The organism is Streptomyces sp. NPDC039609 (assembly GCF_055596705.1).
Genome location: NZ_JBVIUJ010000001.1, coordinates 422,807 through 445,879 on the forward strand (window position 1 = coordinate 422,807; position 23,073 = coordinate 445,879).

14 protein-coding genes are annotated in these 23,073 nt (G+C 72.6%); 13 read left to right on the top strand and 1 reads right to left on the bottom strand.

Translation table 11 applies throughout. The annotated features are described in order from the left end of the window. Positions 1-218: 218 nt before the first annotated feature. The 13 genes from ACZ561_RS01940 (at position 219) to ACZ561_RS02000 (ending at position 21,545) form a co-directional block, all read left to right on the top strand. A complete protein-coding gene (locus ACZ561_RS01940; RefSeq protein WP_470988399.1) occupies positions 219-2,168 on the top strand; it encodes an AfsR/SARP family transcriptional regulator in 1,950 nt (649 codons plus the stop codon). 115 nt (positions 2,169-2,283) lie between these two features. Next, positions 2,284-4,557 carry a TOMM precursor leader peptide-binding protein gene (locus ACZ561_RS01945; protein WP_470988402.1) on the top strand — a complete coding sequence of 758 codons (2,274 nt, stop codon included), beginning with the start codon at positions 2,284-2,286 and terminating at the stop codon, positions 4,555-4,557. After that, positions 4,547-6,511 (top strand): TOMM precursor leader peptide-binding protein, encoded by a 1,965-nt coding sequence (locus ACZ561_RS01950; protein WP_470988404.1) that lies wholly within the window; start codon positions 4,547-4,549, stop codon positions 6,509-6,511. The genes ACZ561_RS01945 and ACZ561_RS01950 overlap by 11 nt, the downstream gene beginning before the upstream one ends. Before the next feature lie 57 nt (positions 6,512-6,568). Further along, the gene (locus tag ACZ561_RS01955) at positions 6,569-8,242 is read left to right on the top strand and encodes a nitroreductase family protein (protein WP_470988405.1); all 1,674 of its coding nucleotides are present in this window, start codon (positions 6,569-6,571) and stop codon (positions 8,240-8,242) included. A 19-nt stretch (positions 8,243-8,261) separates the two neighbouring features. Further along, positions 8,262-11,135, top strand: coding sequence for a lantibiotic dehydratase (locus ACZ561_RS01960; RefSeq protein WP_470988408.1), 2,874 nt, complete (start codon positions 8,262-8,264; stop codon positions 11,133-11,135). After that, positions 11,123-12,259 carry a lantibiotic dehydratase C-terminal domain-containing protein gene (locus ACZ561_RS01965; protein ID WP_470988410.1) on the top strand — a complete coding sequence of 379 codons (1,137 nt, stop codon included), beginning with the start codon at positions 11,123-11,125 and terminating at the stop codon, positions 12,257-12,259. The genes ACZ561_RS01960 and ACZ561_RS01965 overlap by 13 nt, the downstream gene beginning before the upstream one ends. Next, positions 12,256-13,377 (top strand): peptidase M50, encoded by a 1,122-nt coding sequence (locus ACZ561_RS01970; RefSeq protein ID WP_470988412.1) that lies wholly within the window; start codon positions 12,256-12,258, stop codon positions 13,375-13,377. The genes ACZ561_RS01965 and ACZ561_RS01970 overlap by 4 nt, the downstream gene beginning before the upstream one ends. Positions 13,378-13,434: 57 nt before the next feature. Beyond that, positions 13,435-14,397, top strand: coding sequence for an ABC transporter ATP-binding protein (locus tag ACZ561_RS01975; protein WP_470988414.1), 963 nt, complete (start codon positions 13,435-13,437; stop codon positions 14,395-14,397). Further along, entirely contained in the window at positions 14,394-15,149 is a 756-nt protein-coding gene (locus ACZ561_RS01980; RefSeq protein ID WP_376431819.1) for an ABC transporter permease, read from the top strand. Before ACZ561_RS01975 ends, ACZ561_RS01980 begins: the two co-directional genes overlap by 4 nt. Then, on the top strand, positions 15,146-17,107 hold the full coding sequence (locus ACZ561_RS01985; protein WP_470988416.1) for a TOMM precursor leader peptide-binding protein: 1,962 nt from the start codon (positions 15,146-15,148) through the stop codon (positions 17,105-17,107). The genes ACZ561_RS01980 and ACZ561_RS01985 overlap by 4 nt, the downstream gene beginning before the upstream one ends. A gap of 140 nt (positions 17,108-17,247) precedes the next feature. Then, positions 17,248-18,543, top strand: coding sequence for an amidohydrolase (locus ACZ561_RS01990; RefSeq protein WP_470988418.1), 1,296 nt, complete (start codon positions 17,248-17,250; stop codon positions 18,541-18,543). A 161-nt stretch (positions 18,544-18,704) separates the two neighbouring features. Further along, positions 18,705-21,086 carry an ATP-binding cassette domain-containing protein gene (locus ACZ561_RS01995; protein WP_470988421.1) on the top strand — a complete coding sequence of 794 codons (2,382 nt, stop codon included), beginning with the start codon at positions 18,705-18,707 and terminating at the stop codon, positions 21,084-21,086. A gap of 72 nt (positions 21,087-21,158) precedes the next feature. Then, positions 21,159-21,545, top strand: a complete 387-nt coding sequence (locus ACZ561_RS02000) for a barstar family protein (protein ID WP_470988423.1) — start codon at positions 21,159-21,161, stop codon at positions 21,543-21,545. A gap of 3 nt (positions 21,546-21,548) precedes the next feature. Here ACZ561_RS02000 and ACZ561_RS02005 read toward each other — a convergent pair whose 3' ends face one another. Next, positions 21,549-22,901 (bottom strand): amidohydrolase family protein, encoded by a 1,353-nt coding sequence (locus tag ACZ561_RS02005; RefSeq protein WP_470988424.1) that lies wholly within the window; start codon positions 22,899-22,901, stop codon positions 21,549-21,551. Between the last annotated feature and the right edge of the window lie 172 nt (positions 22,902-23,073).

Sequence of the window (23,073 nt, forward strand, 5' to 3'; positions counted from 1 at the left end):
CCAGTGACGCTGCTGCAGCGACTCCGGCGGCCCCGCCCGGAGCTCCTTCGCAGCCCCCCTTGACCGGCGATCTACGCCAGTAGAAACTCACCACTGCCACACGACCGATTGTTTGGTGAAGCCGCCTTCACACATGCTCCGTGGCGCCAGGACGTACTTCCCTGAAGTGCCGGTCGACCGCCGGTTCGGCAGGTGTTCGACGGTCAACGGGGGTACTCGTGCGTTTCCAGTTGCTCGGTCCGCTCAGCATCACCGACGGGCGTGACGTGGTCGTGCTTCCGCCGGCCAAGCCGACGTCGCTGCTGGCGGCGTTGCTGGTCCGCCCCGGCGAGGTGGTCCCGACGTCCCGTCTGCGGCAGGCGGTCTGGGGCGAGGAGCAGCCGGCGACGGCGAAGGCGGCGTTGCAGAGCTGCGTCCTGCGGCTGCGCCGCCTCTTCGCCAAGTACGACATCGAGGCGCAGGCGGTGGTCGCGGTCGCCGGGGGCTACCTTCTTCCGGCCGACGGCGACACCCTGGACCTCCTGCACTTCCGCCGACTGACCTCCGAGGCGGACGGGGCCGGTGAGTCCGAACTCCCCTTGCTGCGCACGGCACTCGGCCTCTGGCGAGGGCCGCTGCTCACCAACGTCCCCTCCGAGCTCCTGCACCGCGACGAGGTGCCCCGGCTGGTCGAGGAGCGCCTGCGCGTCCTGGAACGTGTCTGCGAGATCCAACTGGACCAGGGACGATGTCGCGAGGTCCTGGTGGACCTCTGGGAGGCCACCAGGGCCCATCCCCAGCACGAAGGACTCGCCGCCCAGTTGATGCGGGCGCTCTACCGGGTGGGACGACAGAACGAGGCGCTGGCCGAGTACCGGCGGATCCGGGCGCACCTCCGGGACGAACTCGGCGTCGACCCGGGCGCGGATCTGCAGAGACTCGAACTGGCCATCCTGCGGGGCGACGAACCCCTCGGCCCCGCCCTGGAGACTGCCGCGCCGGCGTCGACGCCGCACATCGCCCCGGCGCCCGGCGCGACCACGGGCGACGCCGCGTCCGGCACCCCGGGCGCGCAGCACACGCGCACCGCTCCGGCCGAGCCCTACGCGCCAGGCCATCTGTCCCCGGCCGAGGTCCGTCCGGTCGGCGGCGCGCACCGGTCCGCCCACGCGCCGGGACCCCGGTTACCCCACGTCCCCGGCTTCACCGGACGCCCCCGCGAGACCGCCGACCTGGTCAGCCACCTGAGCGGAGGCCACCGGCCCGACGGGCGGACCGACGCCGCCCCCGTTCTCGCGGTCGTCTCCGGCGGCCCGGGCATCGGGAAGACCGCGCTGGCCCTGCACGCCGCGCACCTCGTGGCCGACCGGTACCCCGCGGGCGGCCTGCTGGTCTCACTGAGCGGCCCCGACGGCACACCTCGACCCGCCGACGAGGCCGCCGCCGAACTGCGCTCCGTACTCCCCTCCGGTGCGTCCCGCGGATCGAGCCTGGTGATACTCGACGACGTCGTGCACCCGGACCAGGTGCGCGGGCTCCTCGACGTGACCGGCGCGGGCGCCGTCGTCGTCACCAGCCGGATGGGACTTGCCGCCCTGGTCGCCACCCACGGCCCGGCGGTGCTGCAACTCGGCGCTCTGTCGCCGCGGGAGTCCTGGGCACTGCTCACCACCGTTCTGGGCCAGGAGCGGGTGGCGGCCGAGACCTCGGCCGCGCGAACCCTCACGGACATGTGCGGCCATGTGCCGCTGGCCCTGCGGATCGTCGGGGCCCGGCTGCTGACCCGGCCCAAGATGCCCCTGGCGGACTACGCGGTATGGCTGCGCCGGGACCTGCCCGCCCGGCTGGCGTTGCCCGACGACCCCCGGATGTCCGTACCGCTCGCACTCGACGGGGCGCTGCGCCGGCTGCCCGCCCCGCTGGCCGACGCGCACCTGCGGCTGGCACGACTGGGCGGGCAGATCACCGCGCCGGCCGTGGCCGCGGCCCTCTCCGTCCCCGAGACGGATGCCGAGGAGTTGCTCGAGCGGCTCCTCGACCACGGGCTCCTCGAGGAGGACGAGCCCGGGACCCTCCGTATGAACGAGTTGTTCCGCGCCCACGCGCTCCACAGGGCCGCACGACCCGGCGGCATGCCGCAGGCCGTCGCCGCCACGGCCCGGCGCGCGCTTCCGTCCGGAGCCACCTGACGGTCCGCGTCGCTCCGCGCGGAGCGGCCTCGCCGGCCGCACCCGTACACCCCGCATGTCCCGCCTTTTCAGAACGAGCGGCCGACAGGCCCCGACCCGGAGGTGCGATCCCCGCATGCTCACGACGCCGTACGAGGAGACCGCCGACACCCGGCCCAGGGTGCGCCGCGACGTGCTGTTCACCGAGACGCCCAAGGGCGTGATCTTCCACAACGCCGACGGTGGCTTCCAGCTCAACTCCCCGTCCGCCTACGCGTACGTCACCCTCCTCGTCCCGCACATGGACGGGCGCCGGACCGTGGCCGAGATCTGCGCGGGCTTCAAGGACTCGCAGAAGGCGATGGTGGGAGGTCTGGTCAAGGCGCTCTACGCCCGCGGATTCGCCCGGCCCGTACCGGACCCCGCGCAGCCGGGAGCCGGCGCGTCGGTGGAACCGGCGGTTGCCGCCCGCTTCGCGCAACAGATCGCGTACATCGATCACTACGCCGACGATGCCGAGGGCAGGTTCGCCGCGTTCCGCGGCACCCGCGTCGCCGTGCTCGGCGACGGCCCGGTCGCCCGCTGGTGCGCGCTCTCCCTGATACGCAACGGCTGTGCCGCCGTCGGTGTGGAGACCGCACTGGCCGAAGGTCCCGCCACCGCTGCGGAGTTCGGCGCGCTCCGGGCCGAGGCGGAGGAGCTCACCGCGCAGGGCAGCCCGGCCGAGGTGGCGGTACTGCCCGACGCCGGATCCGGGGGAGCGGGCGACTGGAACGCGTACGACGGATACGACGTGGTGGTGGCCGCCGGTGGTCGCGACGCGTTCCGGACCGCGATCGCCCTGCTCGGCCAGGGCGTTCCGGACGGGCGGTTCCTGCTCCCGGCCTGGACCTTCGGCGGACGCGCGGTCGTCGGACCGGTCGTCGAACCCGACTCGGCGGGATGTCCGGCCTGCGCGGCGCTGAGGCTCGGCGCGACAGGGGACGCGGCCGTCGCGGCCGACCTCTGGAGCGGCCTGGCCCTGGGGGGTGGTGCGAGCGGACCCGCGCCGCGCGGCCCGCTCGCGGCGATGCTGGGCAATCTGCTCGGCTACGAGGTGTTCCGGCTGGTCACCAAGGCGCTTCCGGCCGAGACCCGAGGGCAGGTGCTGCTTCAGGACATGGCCTCCTTCGACGTCCTGGCGGAACGGCTGTTGCCCCATCCGCGCTGCCCGTTCTGCCCGGCCAGGTTCGGGGCTCCCGATCCCGTCGACCTGACCGATGCCCCCGAGCGGCCCGCCTTCCAGCCGGTCGTCGCCGCGGCCCCGGACGACGGCGCGACCGAGGGGCCGCTCGCCGAGCTCGACCGTCGCTCGCTCGCGGTCCGCCCGTCCGTCGGCGTCTTCACCCGGTACACGGACGATCCGGTCACACAGACACCGCTGAAGGTCGGCGCCGTGGAGGTCGGTCTGGGAGCGCCCGGACGGCGAACCGTGGTCGCCTTCGACGTCCAGCACACCGCCGGTGCCCGTCTGCGGGCCCTCAACGCCGCCGCCGAGGTCTACGCCGAGCGGGTCGTACCTGCCGTGCTCGCACCGGACACGATCTCCCACGCGGGACGGCCGGACGCCCCGCGAGCGGTGAACCCGGACGCGCTGACCACCGCCACCGGTGCCGGGGGCGATCCGGTGGCCTCCTGGGTCCTGGCCACATCGCTGCTGACCAAGGAGGAGACACGGGTGCCGGCCGGCGCCGTGCGGCCCTTCGGACCGGACAACCAGGACCGCCGGTTCGAGCCGTCCCGCGCCGGGGCGGGCGCCGGCGACGGCCTGCCGGCGGCCGCGGCCGCCGGCCTGCTGTCCGCGATCGCCCACGACGCGCTGCAGCGATCCGTACGAGGGGCCGGGCGTACGACGGTGATCCCCCCGGCCGTGTTCGCCGACGTCCCCGAGGCGACCTTCCTGCTGCGTTCCGCCGGGCATCTGGGCCTCGACGTCGAACTCCTCGACCTCGGGGAGCAGGATCACACCGGGGTGTCCGTCGTGCTGGCCAGGACCCGGACCGCGGAATCGGGCGAACCGGGACGCTGGGCCACCGGCGCCGCCCTGGACCGCTCGGACGCGGCCACCGACGCCCTGCGCGACCTGCTCGGCGCGGTCCAACTCGCCGCGGAGGAGGCGTGGGGCGCGCCCGACACCGGTGACCCGCTCCTTGCCGACCTCGACGCCTTCCTGATTCCGGTCACGGCACAGGACGGCGCCACCGGATCGACCACCGCCCCGTCCAGGGCGACGTGGACGGACGTGCTGGACCGGCTGGCCGCCACCGGGCGGGACGCCTTCGTGGTGCCCACCCACGCCGCGGACCTGCCCGCCGCAGGGATCCACACCGTACGGGTTCTGCTCACCAAGGCGGCCGGCGATGACCGTTGACCTCGTCGAGGCCGTCGTCGAGGAGACGGAGGAGCCACGGCGCGAGGCCTGCCGCCTCTTCGCCGAGGAGCTCCGTCACGCCCTGACGGAGCTGACGTCGGAGCACGGCCGCCGGCTCCCCGGCATCACCGTCTCCGCCCTCGGGGTACGGGACGCCTTCGCCACCCCGATCCGCACGGACGGCGCCGACCGCGCGACGCTTCCCGTGCACCTGTACGGCCGGCAGGCGATCGTCGGCCCCTGGCCGGCGAAGGGACGGGCCGGCTGCGCCGAGTGTCTGCGGCGCCGCTGGCAGGGCGTGCGCTCGGTGGGGCTGCGGGAGGGCATCGAACTGCGCGGCGACACACGAGAGGCGGGGCCCTGGCCGTACCGCGTGCCGTTCGCCGCGCAGGCCGTCGCCGCCCTGATCGCCCGGCTCGCCGCCGCTCCGCGGGACGAGCGACAGCCGTTCCCCGACGTGTGGCTGCTGGACCTGGAGAGACTGACCGTCCGTCACCATCCTCTGGTGCCCGAACCGGACTGCCCCCGGTGCGGCACACCGCGGCCGATGACCGCGGAGTCCGCTGCCCTCGTCCTGCGTCCCGCGCCGAAGTACCGGCCGGGAACCAGCAGGGTCCGGCCGGTGGACGCGTACGGCATCCAGGTGGACGCCTTCGCCAACCCCCATTGGGGCGCCGTCGGGCCCTCGGTGGTGTGCGACGTCACCTCGCCGACCACCTCGGCCACCGTGGGCTGCTTCTCCAGCCGCTCCGGGGACTATCTGCGGGAGACGTTCTGGGGCGGTCACGCCGACACGTACCACGCCAGCACCCGGATCGGCGTGCTGGAGGGCCTGGAGCGCTTCGCCGGGATGCGAGCCCGGGGCCGGTCCCTCGCCCTGACCGCCTCCTTGGACGACCTCGGGCCGACCGCCGTCGACCCACGCGAGACCGGTCTGTACACGGACGACTTCCACCGGGCCAACCCATGGGTGCCGCCCTTCGCCCCGGACCGTGCCGTCCCCTGGGTGTGGGGATGGTCGCTGCGGGACGCGCTGCCCCGCCCCGTCCCGGAGGTCCTCGCCTTCTACCACAAGCCCGGGATCGAGCACCGGTTCGTCCAGGAGAGCTCCAACGGCTGCGCGTCCGGGGGCAGTCTGGAGGAAGCCGTGCTCAGCGGCCTGATGGAGGTCCTGGAGCGGGACGCCTTCCTGCTGGCCTGGCACGGAATGCAGCCGCTCCCCGAGATCGACCCGGCGACCAGCGCCGACCCGCGCACCCGGGTCATGGTGGACCGGATGGCCATGTACGGGTACCGGGCCAGGTTCTTCGACACCCGGATCACCTTCCCGGTTCCCGTGGTCACCGCGGTCGCCGAGCGGTTCGACGGCGGCCCGGCCCGGATGTGCTTCGGGGCCGGGGCGTCCCTGGACCCGGAGGCGGCGCTCGCCGCGGCGCTGTGCGAGATCGCCACCGACTCCGTGCAGCTCCTGCAGCGCTTCCGGCGCGACGAGGCCGGATACCGCGCCATGGCCGAGGACTTCGAGAAGATCACCAGCCTCCACGACCATCCGCTGGTCTACGCGGTGCCGGAGATGGGCCGGCACGCCGACTTCCTGCTCCGCCCGTCCTCGCCCCCGGAACCGCTCCAGCGTGGACGCGTGGCCGATCTGCGATGGTCCCGCGCCGACGGCTCCGGTACGGACGTGCGGGACGACCTGATCGCCGCGGTGGACGCCGTGACCTCCGCCGGCTTCGACGTGGTCGTCGTCGACCAGACCGTGCCCGAGCAGCGCGCGCTGGGTCTGCACACCGTGAAGGTGCTGGTGCCGGGGTTGCTCCCGCTCGACTTCGGCTGGACGCGACAGCGTGCCCGGCACATGCCCCGGATGCGCACCGCCCTGCGTGAGGCGGGCCTGCGGCCGGGCGACCTGACCGAGGCCGACCTCAACCCCGGCCCGCACCCGTTCCCGTGACCGGCCGCCTGTCCGTACCGGCGCGAGCGCGCCACGAACCGAGGAAAGGGGGAACCCATGGGGTACGCCCATGAGTACGCGCACGCCATCCTGCACCGCGGCCGCGTGCCGATGGAACCCACCGACCATGTCGTGAACTGGGCCGACGGCCCGCGCAGGGGAAAGTACTACCCGAACGCCGAGGCGTTCGCCCTGCCGGGAACCGAGGACCTCCCCGACGTACCGATCGCGCCGGGCCTGCTGCCGGACGCGGGCAAGGATCCCGGCGCCGCCAGGCATTCCCGCACCGCCAGGCATCCGGCCACCGCCGCCGACGGCCCGCGCGGGTTCAGCCTTCCGCTGCTGTCGGCCATGCTCAGGGACTCGTACGGGTTGACCGGGCGCCGCCTCGGGATCCAGGCCAACACCGACCTGGCCGGGCTGCCGTTCTACACCCATGCGAACTGGTCGCGCGGCACCGCGGGCGGGGGCGGCCTCTACCCGGTGAGCGTCCACTGGGCGTCCGGCCCCTCCGGCCCTCTCACCCCCGGTCTCCACTACTACGACGTCCACCGGCACGCCCTGCAGCGGCTGTTGGCCGGCGATGTCACGGGCCGCGTCCGCGACGCTCTGGGCGCGGACGCGCCCGCCGAGGCCCTTGACACCGACCAGTACCTGATCCTCGGCGTCAAGTACTGGCAGAACTCCTTCAAGTACAACAGCTTCTCGTTCCACGTGGTCTCCACCGACCTCGGCACCCTGGTGCAGACCTGGCGGATCTGGGCCGCGGCACGGGGACTACGACTCGCCCCCGTGCTGTGGTTCGACGAACCCGCGCTGAACGAGCTGCTCGGCGTACCGGGCGAGGAGGAGGCGGTCTTCGCGGTCGTTCCGCTGCACTGGGACGGGCCGCGCCCCGGGCACGCAGCATCTCAGGACGCGCCGCGCACCTACCCCTGCCACCGCCCCGCCGTCCGACACCGGGATGTCGAACGCTCCCGTACCCTGCTGGACTTCACCACGCTGAGGGACATGCACGAGGCGACCCTGGACGGCGCCGCCGCCCGTCCCCTCCCCGGTGCGCTGGCCGCCGCGGCGGCCCTCCCGGACGACGGCGACGGAGTACGCGTGGCTCTGACCGAGTCTGCCCTGCCCGGCACCGGCGTACGACGGGTTCTGCGTGACCGCCGTTCCAGCTTCGGCAGGTTCGACGCCCGGCGCCGGGTCTCCACCGGGGACCTGTCGGCGGTCCTGGCAGCCTGTGCCGGGACCCGACTGGCCGGGGACACCGATCCGTCCGGTGAGCTCCGGCTCGCCAAGCTCTACGCCTTCGTCAACCACGTCGAGGGCGTCGAGCAGGGCGCGTACGCCTACGACCCCGACCGCGGCGACCTGCGCCTGGTCGCCGCCGGCCCGCAGGGCTCGTTCCTCCAGGCGAACTATTTCCTGGCCAACTACAACCTGGAGCAGGCCGGCGCGGTCCTGGTGCCCACCGTGCGGACCACCGCCGTGCTGGACGCAGTGGGCGACCGTGGCTACCGGCTCGCCGTCGGCACGGCCGGAGCCGTCGCACAGAGCTTCTACCTGGCGGCCTCCGCACTGGGCCTGGGCGCGGGTGTGGCCCTCGGCTTCGACAACGTCTCGTTCGTCGAACGGCTCGGCCTCGCGGACGGCGACGAGGCCCCGCTGCTCATCATGGCCCTCGGTCACGAACGGCCCGGGCCGGCCGACTTCCACCACGAGATCGCCTGACGGCCTCGGAGGATCCCCCATGACACCCACAGAGTCCGGCGCCCCGGACACCGGCGTGCCGCACCCCGGCGTCCCGGACACAGCCGTCGCGGGCACCGCCGTCGCGGGCACCGGCACGGAGCCCGGCACCCACTGGGAGCCCGGCAGACGCTTCGTGCTCCGCGCGGCAGGTCTGCCCATCGAGACGGTTGCCGGTCTGCGCTGCCCCGGCACCCGCGGCTGGGCCGACGCCGTACTGGCCGAGGAGGACCGGCTGACCTCCGCCGGAGCGGCCCTCAGCGATCTGCTGCACGCCCTGGTCAAGTCGACCACCGGTCCCGGCGAGGGCCCGGACGACGCCGCGGTGCGCCGCCGCCTCCTCGACCTGCGGCGGCGGGTCTTCAACAACCGGCTGCCGGCGGACCCCGATGCCGCCGTCCGGCTGGTGGCGGAGCTGGACCGGGAGGCCGGCGAGCGCACCGCTCGCTGGCTGCGGGACCGTGCGCGTCTCGGGGAGCTCATGGCCACCGGAGCCGAGCTGTTCGCCGGTGAACTCCAGGAGAGCCGAGGCGCGTTGCGCCGCGCGCTGACCGAGGATCGGCTGCGACGAGGCCTTCTGCTCGCCTCGCCCGCCCTGGACGGCCGGCTGGACGCCTACCTGCGCGACACGAGCCGGGGGCCGGGCAACCGCCTGCGCAAGATCGAGCGTTCCGCCCTCACCTATCTGTACCGCACGGCCTGCAAGACCAGCCCCTTCAGCACCTTCACCGCCATCGGCCTCGCGGGCTTCGCGGGTGACCCGGCGGACGACGGTGCCGCGCTGGAGCTCGGCGAGGACTGGGTGAGCCACGTACGGCTCAACGTCGTGGTGCTGCGCAGGCTGACCGAGCTGATCGCCGCCGACCACGAACGCCGCCAGGACCTGCCGGTGGTCCTCTCCCCGGGCTGGAAACGGGACGCAGATCGCATCCGCTACGTACGCCATGTGACGACCACGGGCGACGACAGCGCCGCCGTCACCTTCGACGCGGTCCGCGACCGGTTGTTCTTCCTGGGCAGCAGCGGCACCCTGGACCGGCTCCTGGAATGGCTCGGCGGCCACGACGGCGTGGTGCGCCACCGGGACCTGGTGGACTGGCTGGAGACGGAGCACCGGACCGGACGGGACGAGTGCGAGCGGTACGCGTCGGCCCTGCTGAACGTCGGCATGGTGCAGGTTCCCGCGCTCCGCACGGACGTGCACAGCCGCGATCCGCTGCGGTCCTACCAGGACGCCCTGCGCTCCCTCGGGGCGCCGTGGGCCGTCCGGCTCGTCGACCTCCTCGACGGACCGGCCGCCTGCCTCGCCCGCTACCCCGAGGCCGACGTCGACGAGAGCCGCACTCTGCTCAGCACACTGCGTGGTCAACTCCAGGACGTGCAGCGGGAACTGGGGGCAGCCGAGCCGACCCTTCCGCAGACCTTGCTGTACGAGGACGTCAGCGCGGGCGACGACCTGGTCTGCGGACCCGCCGTGCTGAACGGAGAGACCGGTCGGGCGCTACGGGCCGTCGAGGGTGTCCTGCCGCTCTTCGACCTGACGCTCCCTCAACGCATCACCCTGCTCGGCTTCTTCGTCGCCCGGTACGGCCGGGGCGGCCGCTGCGACGACCTGCTGGGCCTGGTCCACGACTTCCACGAGGACTTCTTCGACCAGTACGTGTCCTTCACCGCCAAGCGCGCCTCCTTCGACGCTGACGGCGCGTACGTACCCGAGGAGAACTGGCTCGGGCAGAGCGAGATGAAGGCCCTCGACCGAGCCCGAAAGCACTTTCACGGCGGTATGCGAGCCCTGTGGGAGCAGCACGGAGCGAAGGACGGCGAGGAGATCGAACTGGCCGGTGACCTGCTCACCGGAACGGCAGCCGAACTTGCCTCGCTCGCGGGCCGCTTCGTCCCGCAGAGCCACCATCTCCAGCTCTCCCGGCCCGACGGAGGACGGCGGCTCGTCGTCCTCAACAAGTCCTACGGCGGACTGGCCTTCCCCTTCAGCCGGTTCACCCACCTCTACGACGGCACCGGACCGGACACGGACACCGCGTCACCCGGCTTCTCCGACGCCCTGCGCGAGGAGATCGCGGACCGCCGGTCGGACGGCACCGTCTTCGCGGAAGTCACCGGAGGGCCGGTCACCAGCAACCTGAACCTGCACGGCCGGCTCACCGACCACCAGATCGTCTGTCCGGGCGAGGCCGGCACCGCGCCCGAAGAGGCCCGCATCCACCTCGACGACCTCTACGTCGAACACGACGAGCCGGCCGGCCGTCTGGTGCTCCGCTCCCGCCGCCTCGACCGTGAGGTCGTGCCGGTCTACCTCGGCTATCTCGTGCCGATCGCGCTGCCCGCCATCCCACGCACCCTGCTTCTGCTCTCCCCGTCCACCATGGCCCCCTTCGACGTCTGGGCGGGGGTGCCCGAAGGCGAGGCGGAGGACGGGGTCACCCGCAGGCCCAGGGTCCGCCACGGAAACGTGGTGGTGAGTCGGCGCAGCTGGACCGCGCTCGCCGAGGTCCTGCCGGCCCCCCGCCCCGGCACAGGGGAGGAGGAGTACTACCTGGACTGGCAGCGCTGGCGGCGCGCCCACGGGCTGCCCGACCGCTGCTTCGCCACGGTCTCCCACCCGGGTCAGGGCCCGATCGGAGCCAAGCCGCTCTACGTCGATTTCGACAGTCCGCTCTCCTTGTCCGCCCTCGACGCCCTCGTCGTGCGGAAGCCGGGCACCCGGGTGGCCTTCCAGGAAATGCTCCCCGCCGAGGACGGGCTCCACGTCACCTCGCGGCGCGGCCGGCACGTCGCCGAACTCGCCGTGGAGACCTTCACCACCCGCCATGTCCCGCAGTCCGGCCAGGAGGTCGCACCGTCATGCCCGAACTGACCGAGCCCGCGGCCTTCCGGGCGGCCCCGGAAGGCACCGAACCCTCGCCCTGGCTGGCGCTGCACATCTTCTACGCCGCCAACCCCCAGCCGCTGCTCGTCGACTGTGTCCGTCCGCTGGTCGACCGGCTCACCGAGGACGGTCTGCTGTCCGGGCACTTCTTCATCACCTACTGGCTGGAGGGGCCGCACGTGCGGCTGCGCCTCCGCCCGAGCGGGCCCGGCGCCGAAGCCGAGGTGCGTCGCCGCGCCGAAGAGGCCATCAACGGCTTCCTCAAGAACCGCCCGGCCCTCTACGAGGTCGACTCCGGTTTCCTCAAGGACTTCTACAACGCCCTCTTCGACATCGAGTTCCCCGGCGAGGACCGCGCCAGGTACATGGGCGCGGACGGCCGGATGAACCTCAGGCCCAACAACTCCTTCTCCTACGAGGTCTACGCCCCCGAGTACGCCAAGTACGGCGGACCGGCCGGGGTGGACCTCGCCGAATGGCACTTCCGGCACTCCAGCGACCTGGTCCTGGAGGCGTACCGGAGCATGAACCTCCATCTGCGGACGGTACTGCTCGGGACATCCGCCCAGCTGATGATGGTGATGGCGAGCTGCTTCCTGCCCGAGGAGGAGCGGCTCGCGGAGTACCTCGACTCGTACTACGCCTTCTGGCACCGGCTGTTCCCGGGGACCGGCTTCATCGGATCCACCGAGTACGAGCAGACCTACGAGCGCATGGCGCCCTCGCTCGGCAGCCGGTTCGCCCAGCTCAGGCAGGCGGTCACGAGCCGCGACCTGGCCCGGCTGCCGGCGTTCCTGCGCGGCTGGGCCGAGCACTGCCTGGAACTGCGCGACCGGGTGGTGGACCTCACCGATCGCGGCCGACTCGCCTTCCCGGCCTGGGAAGGCCCGGCCCGTGAGGACACCGGTCAGGAGCGCGCCGAGGATCCCGACGCGGCTCCCCTGGTGACCGTGACCCATGCGCCGGCGGTGCTGCCCCGGCTGCTTTCGCCGTACATGCACATGACCAACAACCGGCTGCATGTGACGATCCGGGACGAGGCGTACCTGGCGTTCGTTCTGGGCCGGGTGCTGCGTGAGCAGCCGGGTGACGGACCGCGGGAGGCCTCATGAGCGCCACGGAGCACGCCGGCCGTGCCGCCGCGGCCCGCGCCTACCGGCCCGCGCTGCGGCCGGGTGTGCTGATCGGCCCGCCCGTGCTGCGCGGACCGCGCACCGTGCACCTCATCAAACACCCGGTCAGCGGCGCCACGTTCGAGGTCGGCCCCAAGGAGTACTTCGTCATCAGCAGGCTCGACGGCACCCGGAACCTCGACGACGTCGTGTCCGAGTACGCGGCCCGCTTCCACCTCAGGCTCCCCGAGGAGCAGTGGACCCGGCTGCTCGGCCTGCTCGGCACCCGCGGACTCCTGGCCGGCTCCCCGGACCCCGCGCCGCCCGAGCCGCCGCCCGCCCGCACCGGCACGTTCTGGAAGGGCAGCCGACGGACCGTCGCCGACGCGCACGGGACCGCGGGACGCCTCCACCGACTGCTGTCGCCAGTTCTCCGCCCATGGGTGCAACTGCCTTTGGTGGTAGCCGAGTTGTTGATGATCGGCACCGTGCTGGCGGATCCGGTGACGTTCCTCGGCGGCACCCTCGACCTGCTGACCCGCCCCCTCGCGCTGATCCCCTTCGCGGTCTTCCTCTGGTTCAGCATCTGCCTGCACGAACTCGCCCACGGCATGGCCGCCCGGCACTACGGCGGTGTGGTGACCGAGATCGGGCTGCGCTGGCGGTTTCCGGCCGTGATGATGTACTGCACGGTCGACAACTACCTGTTCCTGCCCGGCCTGCGAGCCAAGTCGGTCGTGGCCGCCGCCGGCGCACACGTCAACCTGGTGCTCCTGCTGCCCTTCGCGCTCTGGTGGGCGCTCCTGGAGCAGGCGGACCCCATCCGCCCGCCGCTCGCCGGAGTGCTCTTCATCGGCATCGTGCAGGCCCTGAGCAACCTGGTGCCGCTGCCGCCGCTGGACGGGTACCGCATCCTCGGCCACGCCCTGGGCACCGCCAACCTCGCCCCGGAGACCTGGACCTACGTGGCGCTGCGGCGGCGCGGGCTGGAGGCGGTCGCCGCGTATCCGCGGCGGGCCCGCCGTATCCACACCTCCTACGCCGTCACGGCCGTCGCCCTGGTGCTGCTCGCGGTGGCCGGAACCTGCACGGCCGTCCTCCTGCTGCTCCTCCGATGACCTCGACCTTCCGACTCGACGGCGAAAGATCACGCAACTCATGAATGAGGTACCCGTATGAGCTCCACCGCCCCCCTCGCAGATCCCGGATCCCAACCGGCCGTCGCGGTCGGAGACGTGACCAAGACCTATGGCGACCGCAGGGCCGTCGACGGGGTCACCCTGACCATCCGGCGCGGCGAGTTCTTCGGGCTGCTCGGCCCCAACGGCGCCGGAAAGTCCACCCTGGTGGAGATCATGGAAGGGCTACGCAAGGCCGACTCCGGCACGGTCACGGTCTTCGGCGAGTCGCCCTGGCCGCGCAAGACCGCTCTGCTGCCGCGCATGGGTGTGCAGACCCAGTCCTCGGCCTTCTTCGTACGGCAGACCGTCCACGAGCACCTGCGCACCGTCGCGGCGCTGTTCGGCGCCGACCGCGCGGCCGTCGACGCGACCCTCGGCGCCGTGGGCCTCGACGGGCAGCACGACGTCCGGGTCGACGACCTCTCCGGCGGCCAGCGGCAGCGGCTCGCCATCGCCTCGGCCCTGGTCCACGGACCCGAACTGATCTTCCTCGACGAGCCGACCGCCTCACTCGACCCGGAGGGCCGCCGCGATCTGTGGGAGGTCCTGCGGGGTCTCAAGGCGGAGGGCCGGACCATCGTCTACACCACCCATCACCTCGACGAGGCGGAGGCGCTCTGTGACCGCGTCGGCATCCTGGTGGCCGGCCGACTCGTCGTCACCGACGAACCGCAGCACCTGATCCGGACCTTCGGCGCCAGTAGCCGACTGCTGGTGCCGCTCGGCCGGATCGAGGAGGAACGGGCCCGGTCACTGCCCGGCGTGGACGGCGTCTCGGTGCAGGGCGGACACCTCGTCCTGGAGACCCGCGCCACCGGCCGGGTGCTCGCCGCCCTCGACGCCGTGACCGGCCTCGACGGCGTGCAGACCCGCACGCCCAGCCTCGAGGACGTCTACCTCGAACTCACCGCCCGGCGGACCCCCCTCGCCCCGAACAACCAGGAGCAGCAGGCATGAGCGCCTACTCCGCCCTGACCGCAGCGGGCTACCGCGCCCAGGTCCGGGACAAGACGACCGTCTTCTTCACCTTCGCCTTCCCGCTGATCTTCCTCGTCGTCTTCGGACTCGTCTTCCGTGGCCGGGCCGTCGAGGAGAGCGGCTTCTCGTACCTCTCCTACACGGCCTCGGGGGTGCTCTCCTGGGGCGTCGCGAATGCCGCCGTGTTCGGTATCGGGTTCACGCTGATGCAGTGGCGGGCGGACGACATCCTCCGGATGATCCGTATGTCGCCGGCCCCGCTGTCCTCCGTCATCGGGTCCCGCTACGTCCTGGCCCTGGGCGTGGGGTTCGTCCAGTCGGTGCTGTTCGTCGGCGTGGCGATGCTTCCGGGCTTCGGCCTCGTGCCCGCGTCCCGGTGGCCCCTGCTGATACCCGTCATGCTGCTCGGCATCACGACCTTCCTGCTGCTCGGGGTGATCATCGGCAGCATCGCCGACACCCCGGAGTCGGTCGCCGGCATCGCCAACTTCCTGATGCTGCCCATGGCCTTCCTGTCCGGGTCGTTCTTCCCCCTGGACTCCATGCCCGAGTGGCTGCAGCGCGTCTCGCTGATCCTGCCGCTGCGCTATCTCAACGACGCGGTGTCGGCCGCCCTGACGGGTCGGGGAGACCTCTCCGACATCGGCGTGGGGTGTGCCGGGCTCGTCGCCTTCGCCGTCGTCTTCGGGGCGGTCGCGGCGCGTACCTTCCGCTGGACGAAGACCTCATGAGCACCGCCGCCCGGCTGCTTCCGCATCCGATGGAGGAGGCCCGCGACGCCCTCCAGACCTTCCTGGAGGGCCACTTCGGCGCCGACGCCCCACGGGTCGTGCCGGTGGGTGCCGTCGGCGCGCGGGGTGCGGCCACCGAAGCACCGGACCCCTGGGGTGCGGACCGTCCGACGGCGCTGGTCCACCTCAGCGCCTCGGCGGTCCTGCTCGGCCCCTGGGGAGGAGACGGCAGCGCACCCGCCTGCGGCCGCTGTCTCGCCCTGCGATGGCAGCGGCTGCGCAGCCGCAGCGAGCGCAACGCCCTGGAGACCGGCGGCCTCGACGGCCCCCGCCCGGCCGGGGCCTGGCCGCTGCTCACCCCTCACGTCCACGACACCGTGGCCGCGCTGTGCGAGGCGCTGCTGCGCGGGGGGACCCGCCCGGTGCCGCCCGCCGAGCACCCGGCCGACCGCGCCCTGCCCCAGGTGACGCGGCTCGACCTCGCGAACCTCCTGATCAGGACGTATCCGCTGCTCGCCGACCCGCTCTGCCCGGACTGCGGTCCGCGAGCCCGGGCCCAGGCGCCGGGCGACGTGCGCGCGCTCACCCTCGAACCGCGTCCCAAACCGGACCCCGGCACCTACCGGCTGCGCTCGGCCTTCGCCTACCCGCTCCCCGTCGACGCCCTCGCCAATCCCGTCTGCGGCGCCCTGGGGGCCGGTACCTGGACCGACGTCACCTCGTCCACCACCGCTCCGGTGGCCGGCAGCGCGTTCGTCCGGGGGTACGCGGGGCTCCACGACGTCACCTGGAGCGGGCAGGAGAACTCGTTCGCCACCAGCCGCCGGCTCGCGTTCCTCGAGGGCCTGGAGCGGTACGCGGGCACCCACCGGCGCGGCGGCCACGCGCCGGTCGTCGGCTCGTACGACGAACTGAAGGCCCAGGCGATCGACCCGGCCGCGTGCGGCCTCTACGGCCCGGAGACCTACCGGGACGACCCGATGGTCAGGCCCTTCGACCCCGGCCGGCCCATCCCCTGGGAGTGGGGCTGGTCGTTGCGCGACGAGCGCCCGGTGCTCGTACCGTCGCGGCTGGTCTACTACAGCATCCCGCTCGCCGACGACGACTTCGTCTTCGAGTGCTCCAACGGCTGTGCCATCGGCGGCTGCCTGGAGGAGGCGGTACTCGGCGGGCTGCTCGAACTCGTCGAGCGCGACTCCTTCCTGAACGGCTGGTACGGCGCGGTCCGGCTGCCCCGGATCGACCTGGCGTCGGTCGGCGGCCCGACGGCAGCCGCCATGGTCGAACGGGCCGCCCTGCAGGGTTACGACGTGCACGCCTTCGACAACCGGATCGACCTGGCGATCCCGGCCGTCACCGTGGTCGGCGTGCGCAGGGACGGGGGCCCGGGCACCTTGTCCTTCGCGGCCGCGGCCTCCTTGGACCCGAGGTCCGCGGTCGAGGGGGCACTGTCCGAGGTCCTGAGCTACATCCCGCACCTGGCCCGGCAGACCGCCGAACGCCGCGCCGAACTGGAGGCCATGGCCGACGACTTCGCCCTGGTACGTCATCTGAAGGACCACCCCCAGCTCTACGGACTGCCCCGCATGGCCGAGCACGCGCGGGGCTACCTGGAGCGGTCGGAGGCCCGCCCCTTCGACGAGGTGTACCGGGACTGGGAGAGCCACGGCCGCCCCCGCACCGGCGACCTGCGGGACGACGTCGCCGTGGTCAAGGACGAGCTGGTCCGGGCCGGCCATGACGTCGTCGTCGTCGACCAGACCTCACCCGAGCAGGAACGGATGGGGCTGCGGACGGTCGCCACGGTCGTGCCGGGGCTGCTGCCGATCGACTTCGGCTGGAACAGGCAGCGCGCCCTGCTGATGCCGCGGCTGCGCACCGCGCCACGACGCGGCGGACACCGGGACCGCGACCTCACCGACGCGGAGATCCGCCGGGCTCCGCACCCCTTCCCCTGAACCACCCCTTCCCCTGAACCACCCCGCGTCCCCTGATCCCACCCCGCGTGTCCCGATCCCACCCCCGGATCCCCAGAACCCACGCCACCCGGGCCTCCCCACGCCACGGCGGAGGCCCGGCCGTTCCCCGGAGTCCGCCCATGAACCCGCCGTCCCTCCTCGTCCTCGCCGGAGACGTCCTGCGGCCGGCCCTCACCCTCTACCTGGACCTCCACGCGCATCCCGAGACGTCCGGGCAGGAAGCCCGTACCGCGGACCGCTTCGCCCGGCGACTCACCGCGGCCGGCTGCGACGTCACCCAGGGCGTGGGCGGCCACGGCGTCGTCGGCGTCCTTCGCAACGGGGACGGCCCCCGCGTCTGGCTGCGGGCGGAGCTCGACGCGCTCCCGATCCGCGAGCGGACCGGGCTGCCGTACGCCAGCGGCAACGACGCCATGCACGCGTGCGGCCACGACCTGCACCTGGCCGCGGCGGCCGGTGCCGCAGAGCTGCTCGCCCGTCTCTCCGACCGATGGCGGGGCACCCTGCTGGTGGTGGGACAACCCGCCGAGGAGACGCTCGACGGGGCCGAGGCCATGCTGCGCGACCGACTGTACGAACGGTTCGGCAGGCCCGATGTCGTGCTCGCCCAACACGCCGCACCGATGCCCTCCGGCACCGTCGCGCACGCGACGGAAGAGACGCCGATGGCGGCGGCCGGCGCGGTGCTCGACGTGACGGTGCACGGACGGGGCGGTCACGCCGCCACCCCGCACCTCGCGGTGGACCCGGTCGTCGCCGCGGCCGCCATCGTGACCCGGCTCCAGACCGTCGTCGCCCGCGAGACCGCCCCCGCCGACCAGGTGACGCTGACCGTGGGCACGCTACGGGCCGGAACGGCCGCCAACGTCATTCCGGACCACGCCACCCTCGGCATCGGGATCCGCGCGTCGAGCGAGGCATCCCTCGACCGGGCCCTGTCCGCGGTGCGCCGCATCGTCCTCGCCGAGAGCTCCGCCGCGGGCGCCCCGAAGGAACCCGAGGTGACCGTCACCTCCCGCTCGGCGGTCCTGCGCTGCGACCCGAGCACCACCGCGTCGATACGGCGCTCCCACACGCGTCTCCTGGGCCCGGGACGGGCCCTGACCTGGCCGGGATCCATGGCCACGGAGGACTTTCCGCTGTTCGGGGATGCCGGAGCCGGGATCCACGGGCAGCACGGAGTGCCCCTGGTCTACTGGATGCTCGGCGTGCTGAACCCTCCCGAATGGGGCCGGGCCGCGGGCGACGGCCCCGCCCCTCCCGAATGGGGCCGGGCCGCGGTCGACGGCCCCGACACCCCACCGCCACCCGCCCCGAACCACTCCCCGTACTTCGCGCCCGACATCCGCAGCGCCCTGCGCCCGGCGATCGCCGCGATGACGACCGCGGCGCTCGACCGGTTCGTCGCCACGTGAGAGGGCCGGCGATCGGAGCACGACGGATCAGGAATCAAGAAGCGTGGACCCCGCGCCGCCACTAGCGTGACCGGTACGGAGAGGGCAGCGTCCACGCGAGCCGGGCGACGCCCGCGGAGACCGCCGAAGCGGCCCGCCCAACAGATGGAGACACGAAGAGCATGGCCAAGAGGACGAACACGCAGACGCCCGCGCCGCGCGCCACCGACAACCACGACGTGATCCGTGTGCTCGGCGCCCGCGAGAACAACCTCAAGGACGTCAGCATCGAGATCCCGAAGCGCCAACTGACGGTGTTCACCGGAGTCTCCGGCTCGGGCAAGAGCTCGCTGGTCTTCGACACGATCGCAGCGGAGTCCCAGAGGCTGATCAACGAGACGTACAGCGCCTTCGTGCAGGGCTTCATGCCGACCCTCGCACGGCCCGATGTCGACGTCCTCGACGGTCTGACGACCGCCATCAGCGTCGACCAGCAGCGGATGGGGGCCGATCCCCGGTCCACGGTCGGCACCGCCACCGACGCCAATGCCATGCTGCGCATCCTCTTCAGCCGTCTCGGGAAGCCGCACATCGGCCCGCCCAGCGCCTACGCCTTCAACGTGCCCACGGTCCGGGCAGCCGGTGCCATCACCGTCGAGCGCGGTGAGAAGAAGGCGGTGAAGGCGACCTTCAGCCGTACCGGCGGCATGTGTTCCCGCTGTGAGGGGCGTGGCTCGGTCACCGACCTCGACCTCGCCCAGCTCTACGACGACTCCAAGTCGCTCGACGAGGGCGCCCTGACCATCCCCGGCTACAAGCCGGGCGGCTGGAACTACCGGCTGTACAGCGAGTCCGGTCTCTTCGCCTCGGACAAGCCGATCCGCCGCTTCACCAAGCGTGAGCTGCACGCCTTCCTCCACCACGAGCCGACCCGGATGAAGATCGCGGGCATCAACATGACCTACGAGGGTCTGATCCCGCGGATCCAGAAGTCGATGCTCGCCAAGGACAAGGAGGGGATGCAGCCTCACATCCGCGAGTTCGTGGAACGGGCCGTCACGTTCACCACCTGCCCCGAGTGCGACGGCACCCGGCTCGCAGAGGGCGCCCGGTCGTCGAAGATCAAGCGGGTCAGCATCGCCGACGCCTGTGCGATGCAGATCAGCGACCTGGCCGAATGGGTCCGCGGCCTGAAGGAGCCCTCGGTGGCCCCGCTGCTCACCGCGCTGGGGCACACCCTCGACTCGTTCGTGGAGATCGGGCTCGGCTACCTCTCGCTCGACCGGCCGGCCGGCACGCTGTCGGGCGGCGAGGCACAGCGCGTCAAGATGATCCGCCACCTCGGCTCCGCGCTCACCGACGTCACCTACGTCTTCGACGAGCCGACGATCGGACTGCACCCCCACGACATCCAGCGGATGAACGACCTGCTGCTGCGGCTGCGCGACAAGGGCAACACCGTGCTCGTCGTGGAGCACAAGCCGGAGACGATCGCGATCGCCGACCACGTCGTCGACCTCGGCCCCGGCGCCGGTACGGCGGGCGGCACCGTCTGCTTCGAAGGCACCGTCGAAGGGCTGCGGGCCGGCGACACGGTCACCGGCCGCCACCTCGACGACCGGGCCACCGTCAAGGAGACGGTACGCAAGCCCACCGGGGCCCTGGAGATCCGCGGCGCGACCGCGAACAACCTGCGGAAGGTCGACGTCGACGTTCCGCTCGGGGTACTCGTCGTCGTCACCGGTGTCGCGGGCTCCGGCAAGAGCTCCCTCGTCCACGGATCGATCCCCGCCGGCGAGGACGTGGTCGCGATCGACCAGAGCCCGATCCGCGGCTCGCGGCGGAGCAACCCCGCGACATACACCGGACTGCTCGAACCGATCCGCAAGGCGTTCGCGAAGGCCAACGACGTGAAGCCGGCGCTGTTCAGCGCCAACTCGGAGGGCGCCTGCCCCACGTGCAACGGCGCCGGCGTCATCTACACCGACCTGGCCATGATGGCCGGTGTCGCCACCACCTGCGAGGACTGCGAGGGCAAGCGGTTCCAGGCGTCGGTGCTCGAGTACCACCTCGGCGGCCGTGACATCAGTGAGGTGCTCGCGATGTCGGTCAACGAGGCGGAGGAGTTCTTCGGCGCCGGTGAGGCCCGCACGCCGGCCGCGCACAAGATCCTCGAACGTCTCTCCGACGTCGGGCTCGGCTACCTCACCCTCGGCCAGCCGCTCACCACGCTGTCCGGCGGCGAGCGGCAGCGGCTCAAGCTGGCCACGCACATGGCGGAGAAGGGTGGCGTCTACGTCCTCGACGAGCCGACGACCGGCCTCCACCTCGCCGACGTCGAGCATCTGTTGGGGCTGCTCGACCGGCTCGTCGACGCCGGAAAGTCGGTCATCGTCATTGAGCACCACCAGGCGGTGATGGCGCACGCCGACTGGATCATCGACCTCGGCCCCGGCGCCGGCCACGACGGCGGCCGTGTCGTCTTCGAGGGCACACCCGCCGACCTCGTCGCCGACCGCTCCACCCTCACGGGCGAGCACCTCGCGGCCTACGTGGGCAACTGACCGAAGCCGCACAGGACCGAGGGGGTGTCCGGCGGACCACAGCCGGACACCCCCTGGCGTTAGCCTTGTCGAGTGACAACGATCTTCGTGCTGGACGGCAGGCGCATCGAGACGCTGGAGGACTTCTGGCGGGTGATGGGCGAAGCGGTCAACGGCCCCGGCGGCTACTTCGGAAGCAGCCTCGACGCGTTCAACGACTGCCTCCGCGGAGGCTACGGCGCCCCCGAGAACGGCGACTTCACGGTGGAGTGGCACGACCACGCCCACTCCCGGCACGCGCTGTGGCACCCGGAGACCGCCCGCCAACTGGAGCTCCGGCTGAAGCGCTGCCACCCCGACAACAGGCCGGCGGTCGCCGAGAGGCTGGACGCGGCACGCGCCGGCCGGGGACCGACGGTCTTCGACTGGATCGTCGAGATCTTCGAAGCCCAGGCCCCCGGAGCACTGGTGCTCCGCTGATCCTCAGTCGAGGAACTCCCCGTCGCGGGCCACGACGACTCCGCTGTGCACGACCATGTCACGCCGCGGCATGTCCACCACGACCTGAGGCAGGCATCCGCCCCGTACGAGAACGAAGTCGGCCGGGGCGCCGGGCTCCAGGTCCGCGTGGTCGAGCCCCATGACGTCGGCGCCTCCGTGGGCCGCGACGCGGTAGCAGTTCGTCAGCTCCTCGTCGAGGCGTACGTCCGTCACCCACCCGAGCAGATGCGCGCGGTGCAGCATGTCGGCGTTGCCGAACGGGCTCCAGGAGTCGCGCACACCGTCGGAGCCGAGCCCCACTCGCACCCCGTGCTCGCGCAGTCGGGCGATCGGCAGCACGAGGGAGTCGGACGGCGCCACCGTGGTGAGGGCGATGTCCTGGTCGCCCAGGTCGGCGGCGAGGGAACCGAGTTCGCCGTCGGTCAGGCCGGGCAGACAGAAGACATGGCTGACGGTGACCTTGCCGGCCAGGGACAGGGCGCGCGTGCGGTCGATGATGCCGCGCATGGCCTTGATCCCCTTCTCGCCACGGTCGTGCAGGTGGATGTCCACACCGACGCCGTGCCGGTCCGCGATGCCGAAGACGAGGTCGAGCTGCTCGTCGAGGGCGTCGTCGAATCCGATCGGGTCGATACCGCCGATCATGTCGATGAGGCCGGCGCGCGCCGCCTCCTCCAGCAGCTCCGCCGTGCCCGGGGTGCGGACGACGCCGTGCTGGGGGAACGCCACGATCTGGACGTCGAGGGCGTGGCGCAGCCGCTCCCGCGCCTCAGCCACTCCCTCGACACCCGCGAGACCGTAGGCCGGAGCCACATCGGCGTGGGCGCGCATCGCCCGCGTGCCGCGGGTGACGGCGTGGGCCATCAGCCCGTACGCGCGCTCCGCGACGGGGCGGCGCTGGCTGCGGAACAGCTCCACGTCCTGGGCGACATAGTCGGCGATGCCGCTCGCCGGCTTCCGTGACACCCAGGAGCCGCCCCAGGTCGTCTTGTCGGGGTGGATGTGCGCGTCCACGAGGGAGGGAAGCGCGATCCGGCCGCCGCCGTCGACGACCTTCGCGCCGCGCGGCGCCGGGCCGTCGAAGACGCGGCCGTCGACGACCACCAGGTCCGTGGGCTTCGCCGCGCCGAACGGTCGCACGTTACGGAAGACCACGGCCTTGTCGCGGCGCCCCTTCGCGCCGGACACGGCTGCCGACGCCGACCCTTCGGCGGACACGGTCGCGGCCTCGGCGGGGGTGCCGACGGCCCAGGTGGCGGTGGAGGCCAGGGCGGCGGCACCGGCCAGCATCGTGCGACGGGAGAGCGCGCTGGGGGAGGGCGAGGACGGCTTCATGGGGACTCCTTCGGCGGGGTGGTGAGGGGGGAGGGGGTTCGGTGGCTCTGTCGAGGAATGCTGGACAGCCGGGGCGCGGTGGTGGCGAGCGGGGGATGTCCGGCTGCGGGGGATGTCGGCTGTACGTACGGGAGTTGAAGCGGCGGCGGCACGGGGCGGGCACGACGCTGCG

Bases quoted from the DNA above. Each gene is read 5' to 3' on its own strand.
- ACZ561_RS01975 (WP_470988414.1), top strand. From the start codon at position 13,435: ATGAGCTCCACCGCCCCCCTCGCAGATCCCGGATCCCAACCGGCCGTC.
- ACZ561_RS01995 (WP_470988421.1), top strand. From the start codon at position 18,705: ATGGCCAAGAGGACGAACACGCAGACGCCCGCGCCGCGCGCCACCGAC.
- ACZ561_RS01970 (WP_470988412.1), top strand. From the start codon at position 12,256: ATGAGCGCCACGGAGCACGCCGGCCGTGCCGCCGCGGCCCGCGCCTAC.
- ACZ561_RS01950 (WP_470988404.1), top strand. From the start codon at position 4,547: ATGACCGTTGACCTCGTCGAGGCCGTCGTCGAGGAGACGGAGGAGCCA.
- ACZ561_RS01980 (WP_376431819.1), top strand. From the start codon at position 14,394: ATGAGCGCCTACTCCGCCCTGACCGCAGCGGGCTACCGCGCCCAGGTC.
- ACZ561_RS01965 (WP_470988410.1), top strand. From the start codon at position 11,123: ATGCCCGAACTGACCGAGCCCGCGGCCTTCCGGGCGGCCCCGGAAGGC.
- ACZ561_RS01990 (WP_470988418.1), top strand. From the start codon at position 17,248: ATGAACCCGCCGTCCCTCCTCGTCCTCGCCGGAGACGTCCTGCGGCCG.
- ACZ561_RS01985 (WP_470988416.1), top strand. From the start codon at position 15,146: ATGAGCACCGCCGCCCGGCTGCTTCCGCATCCGATGGAGGAGGCCCGC.
- ACZ561_RS02005 (WP_470988424.1), bottom strand. From the start codon at position 22,901: ATGAAGCCGTCCTCGCCCTCCCCCAGCGCGCTCTCCCGTCGCACGATG.
- ACZ561_RS01955 (WP_470988405.1), top strand. From the start codon at position 6,569: ATGGGGTACGCCCATGAGTACGCGCACGCCATCCTGCACCGCGGCCGC.
- ACZ561_RS01960 (WP_470988408.1), top strand. From the start codon at position 8,262: ATGACACCCACAGAGTCCGGCGCCCCGGACACCGGCGTGCCGCACCCC.
- ACZ561_RS01945 (WP_470988402.1), top strand. From the start codon at position 2,284: ATGCTCACGACGCCGTACGAGGAGACCGCCGACACCCGGCCCAGGGTG.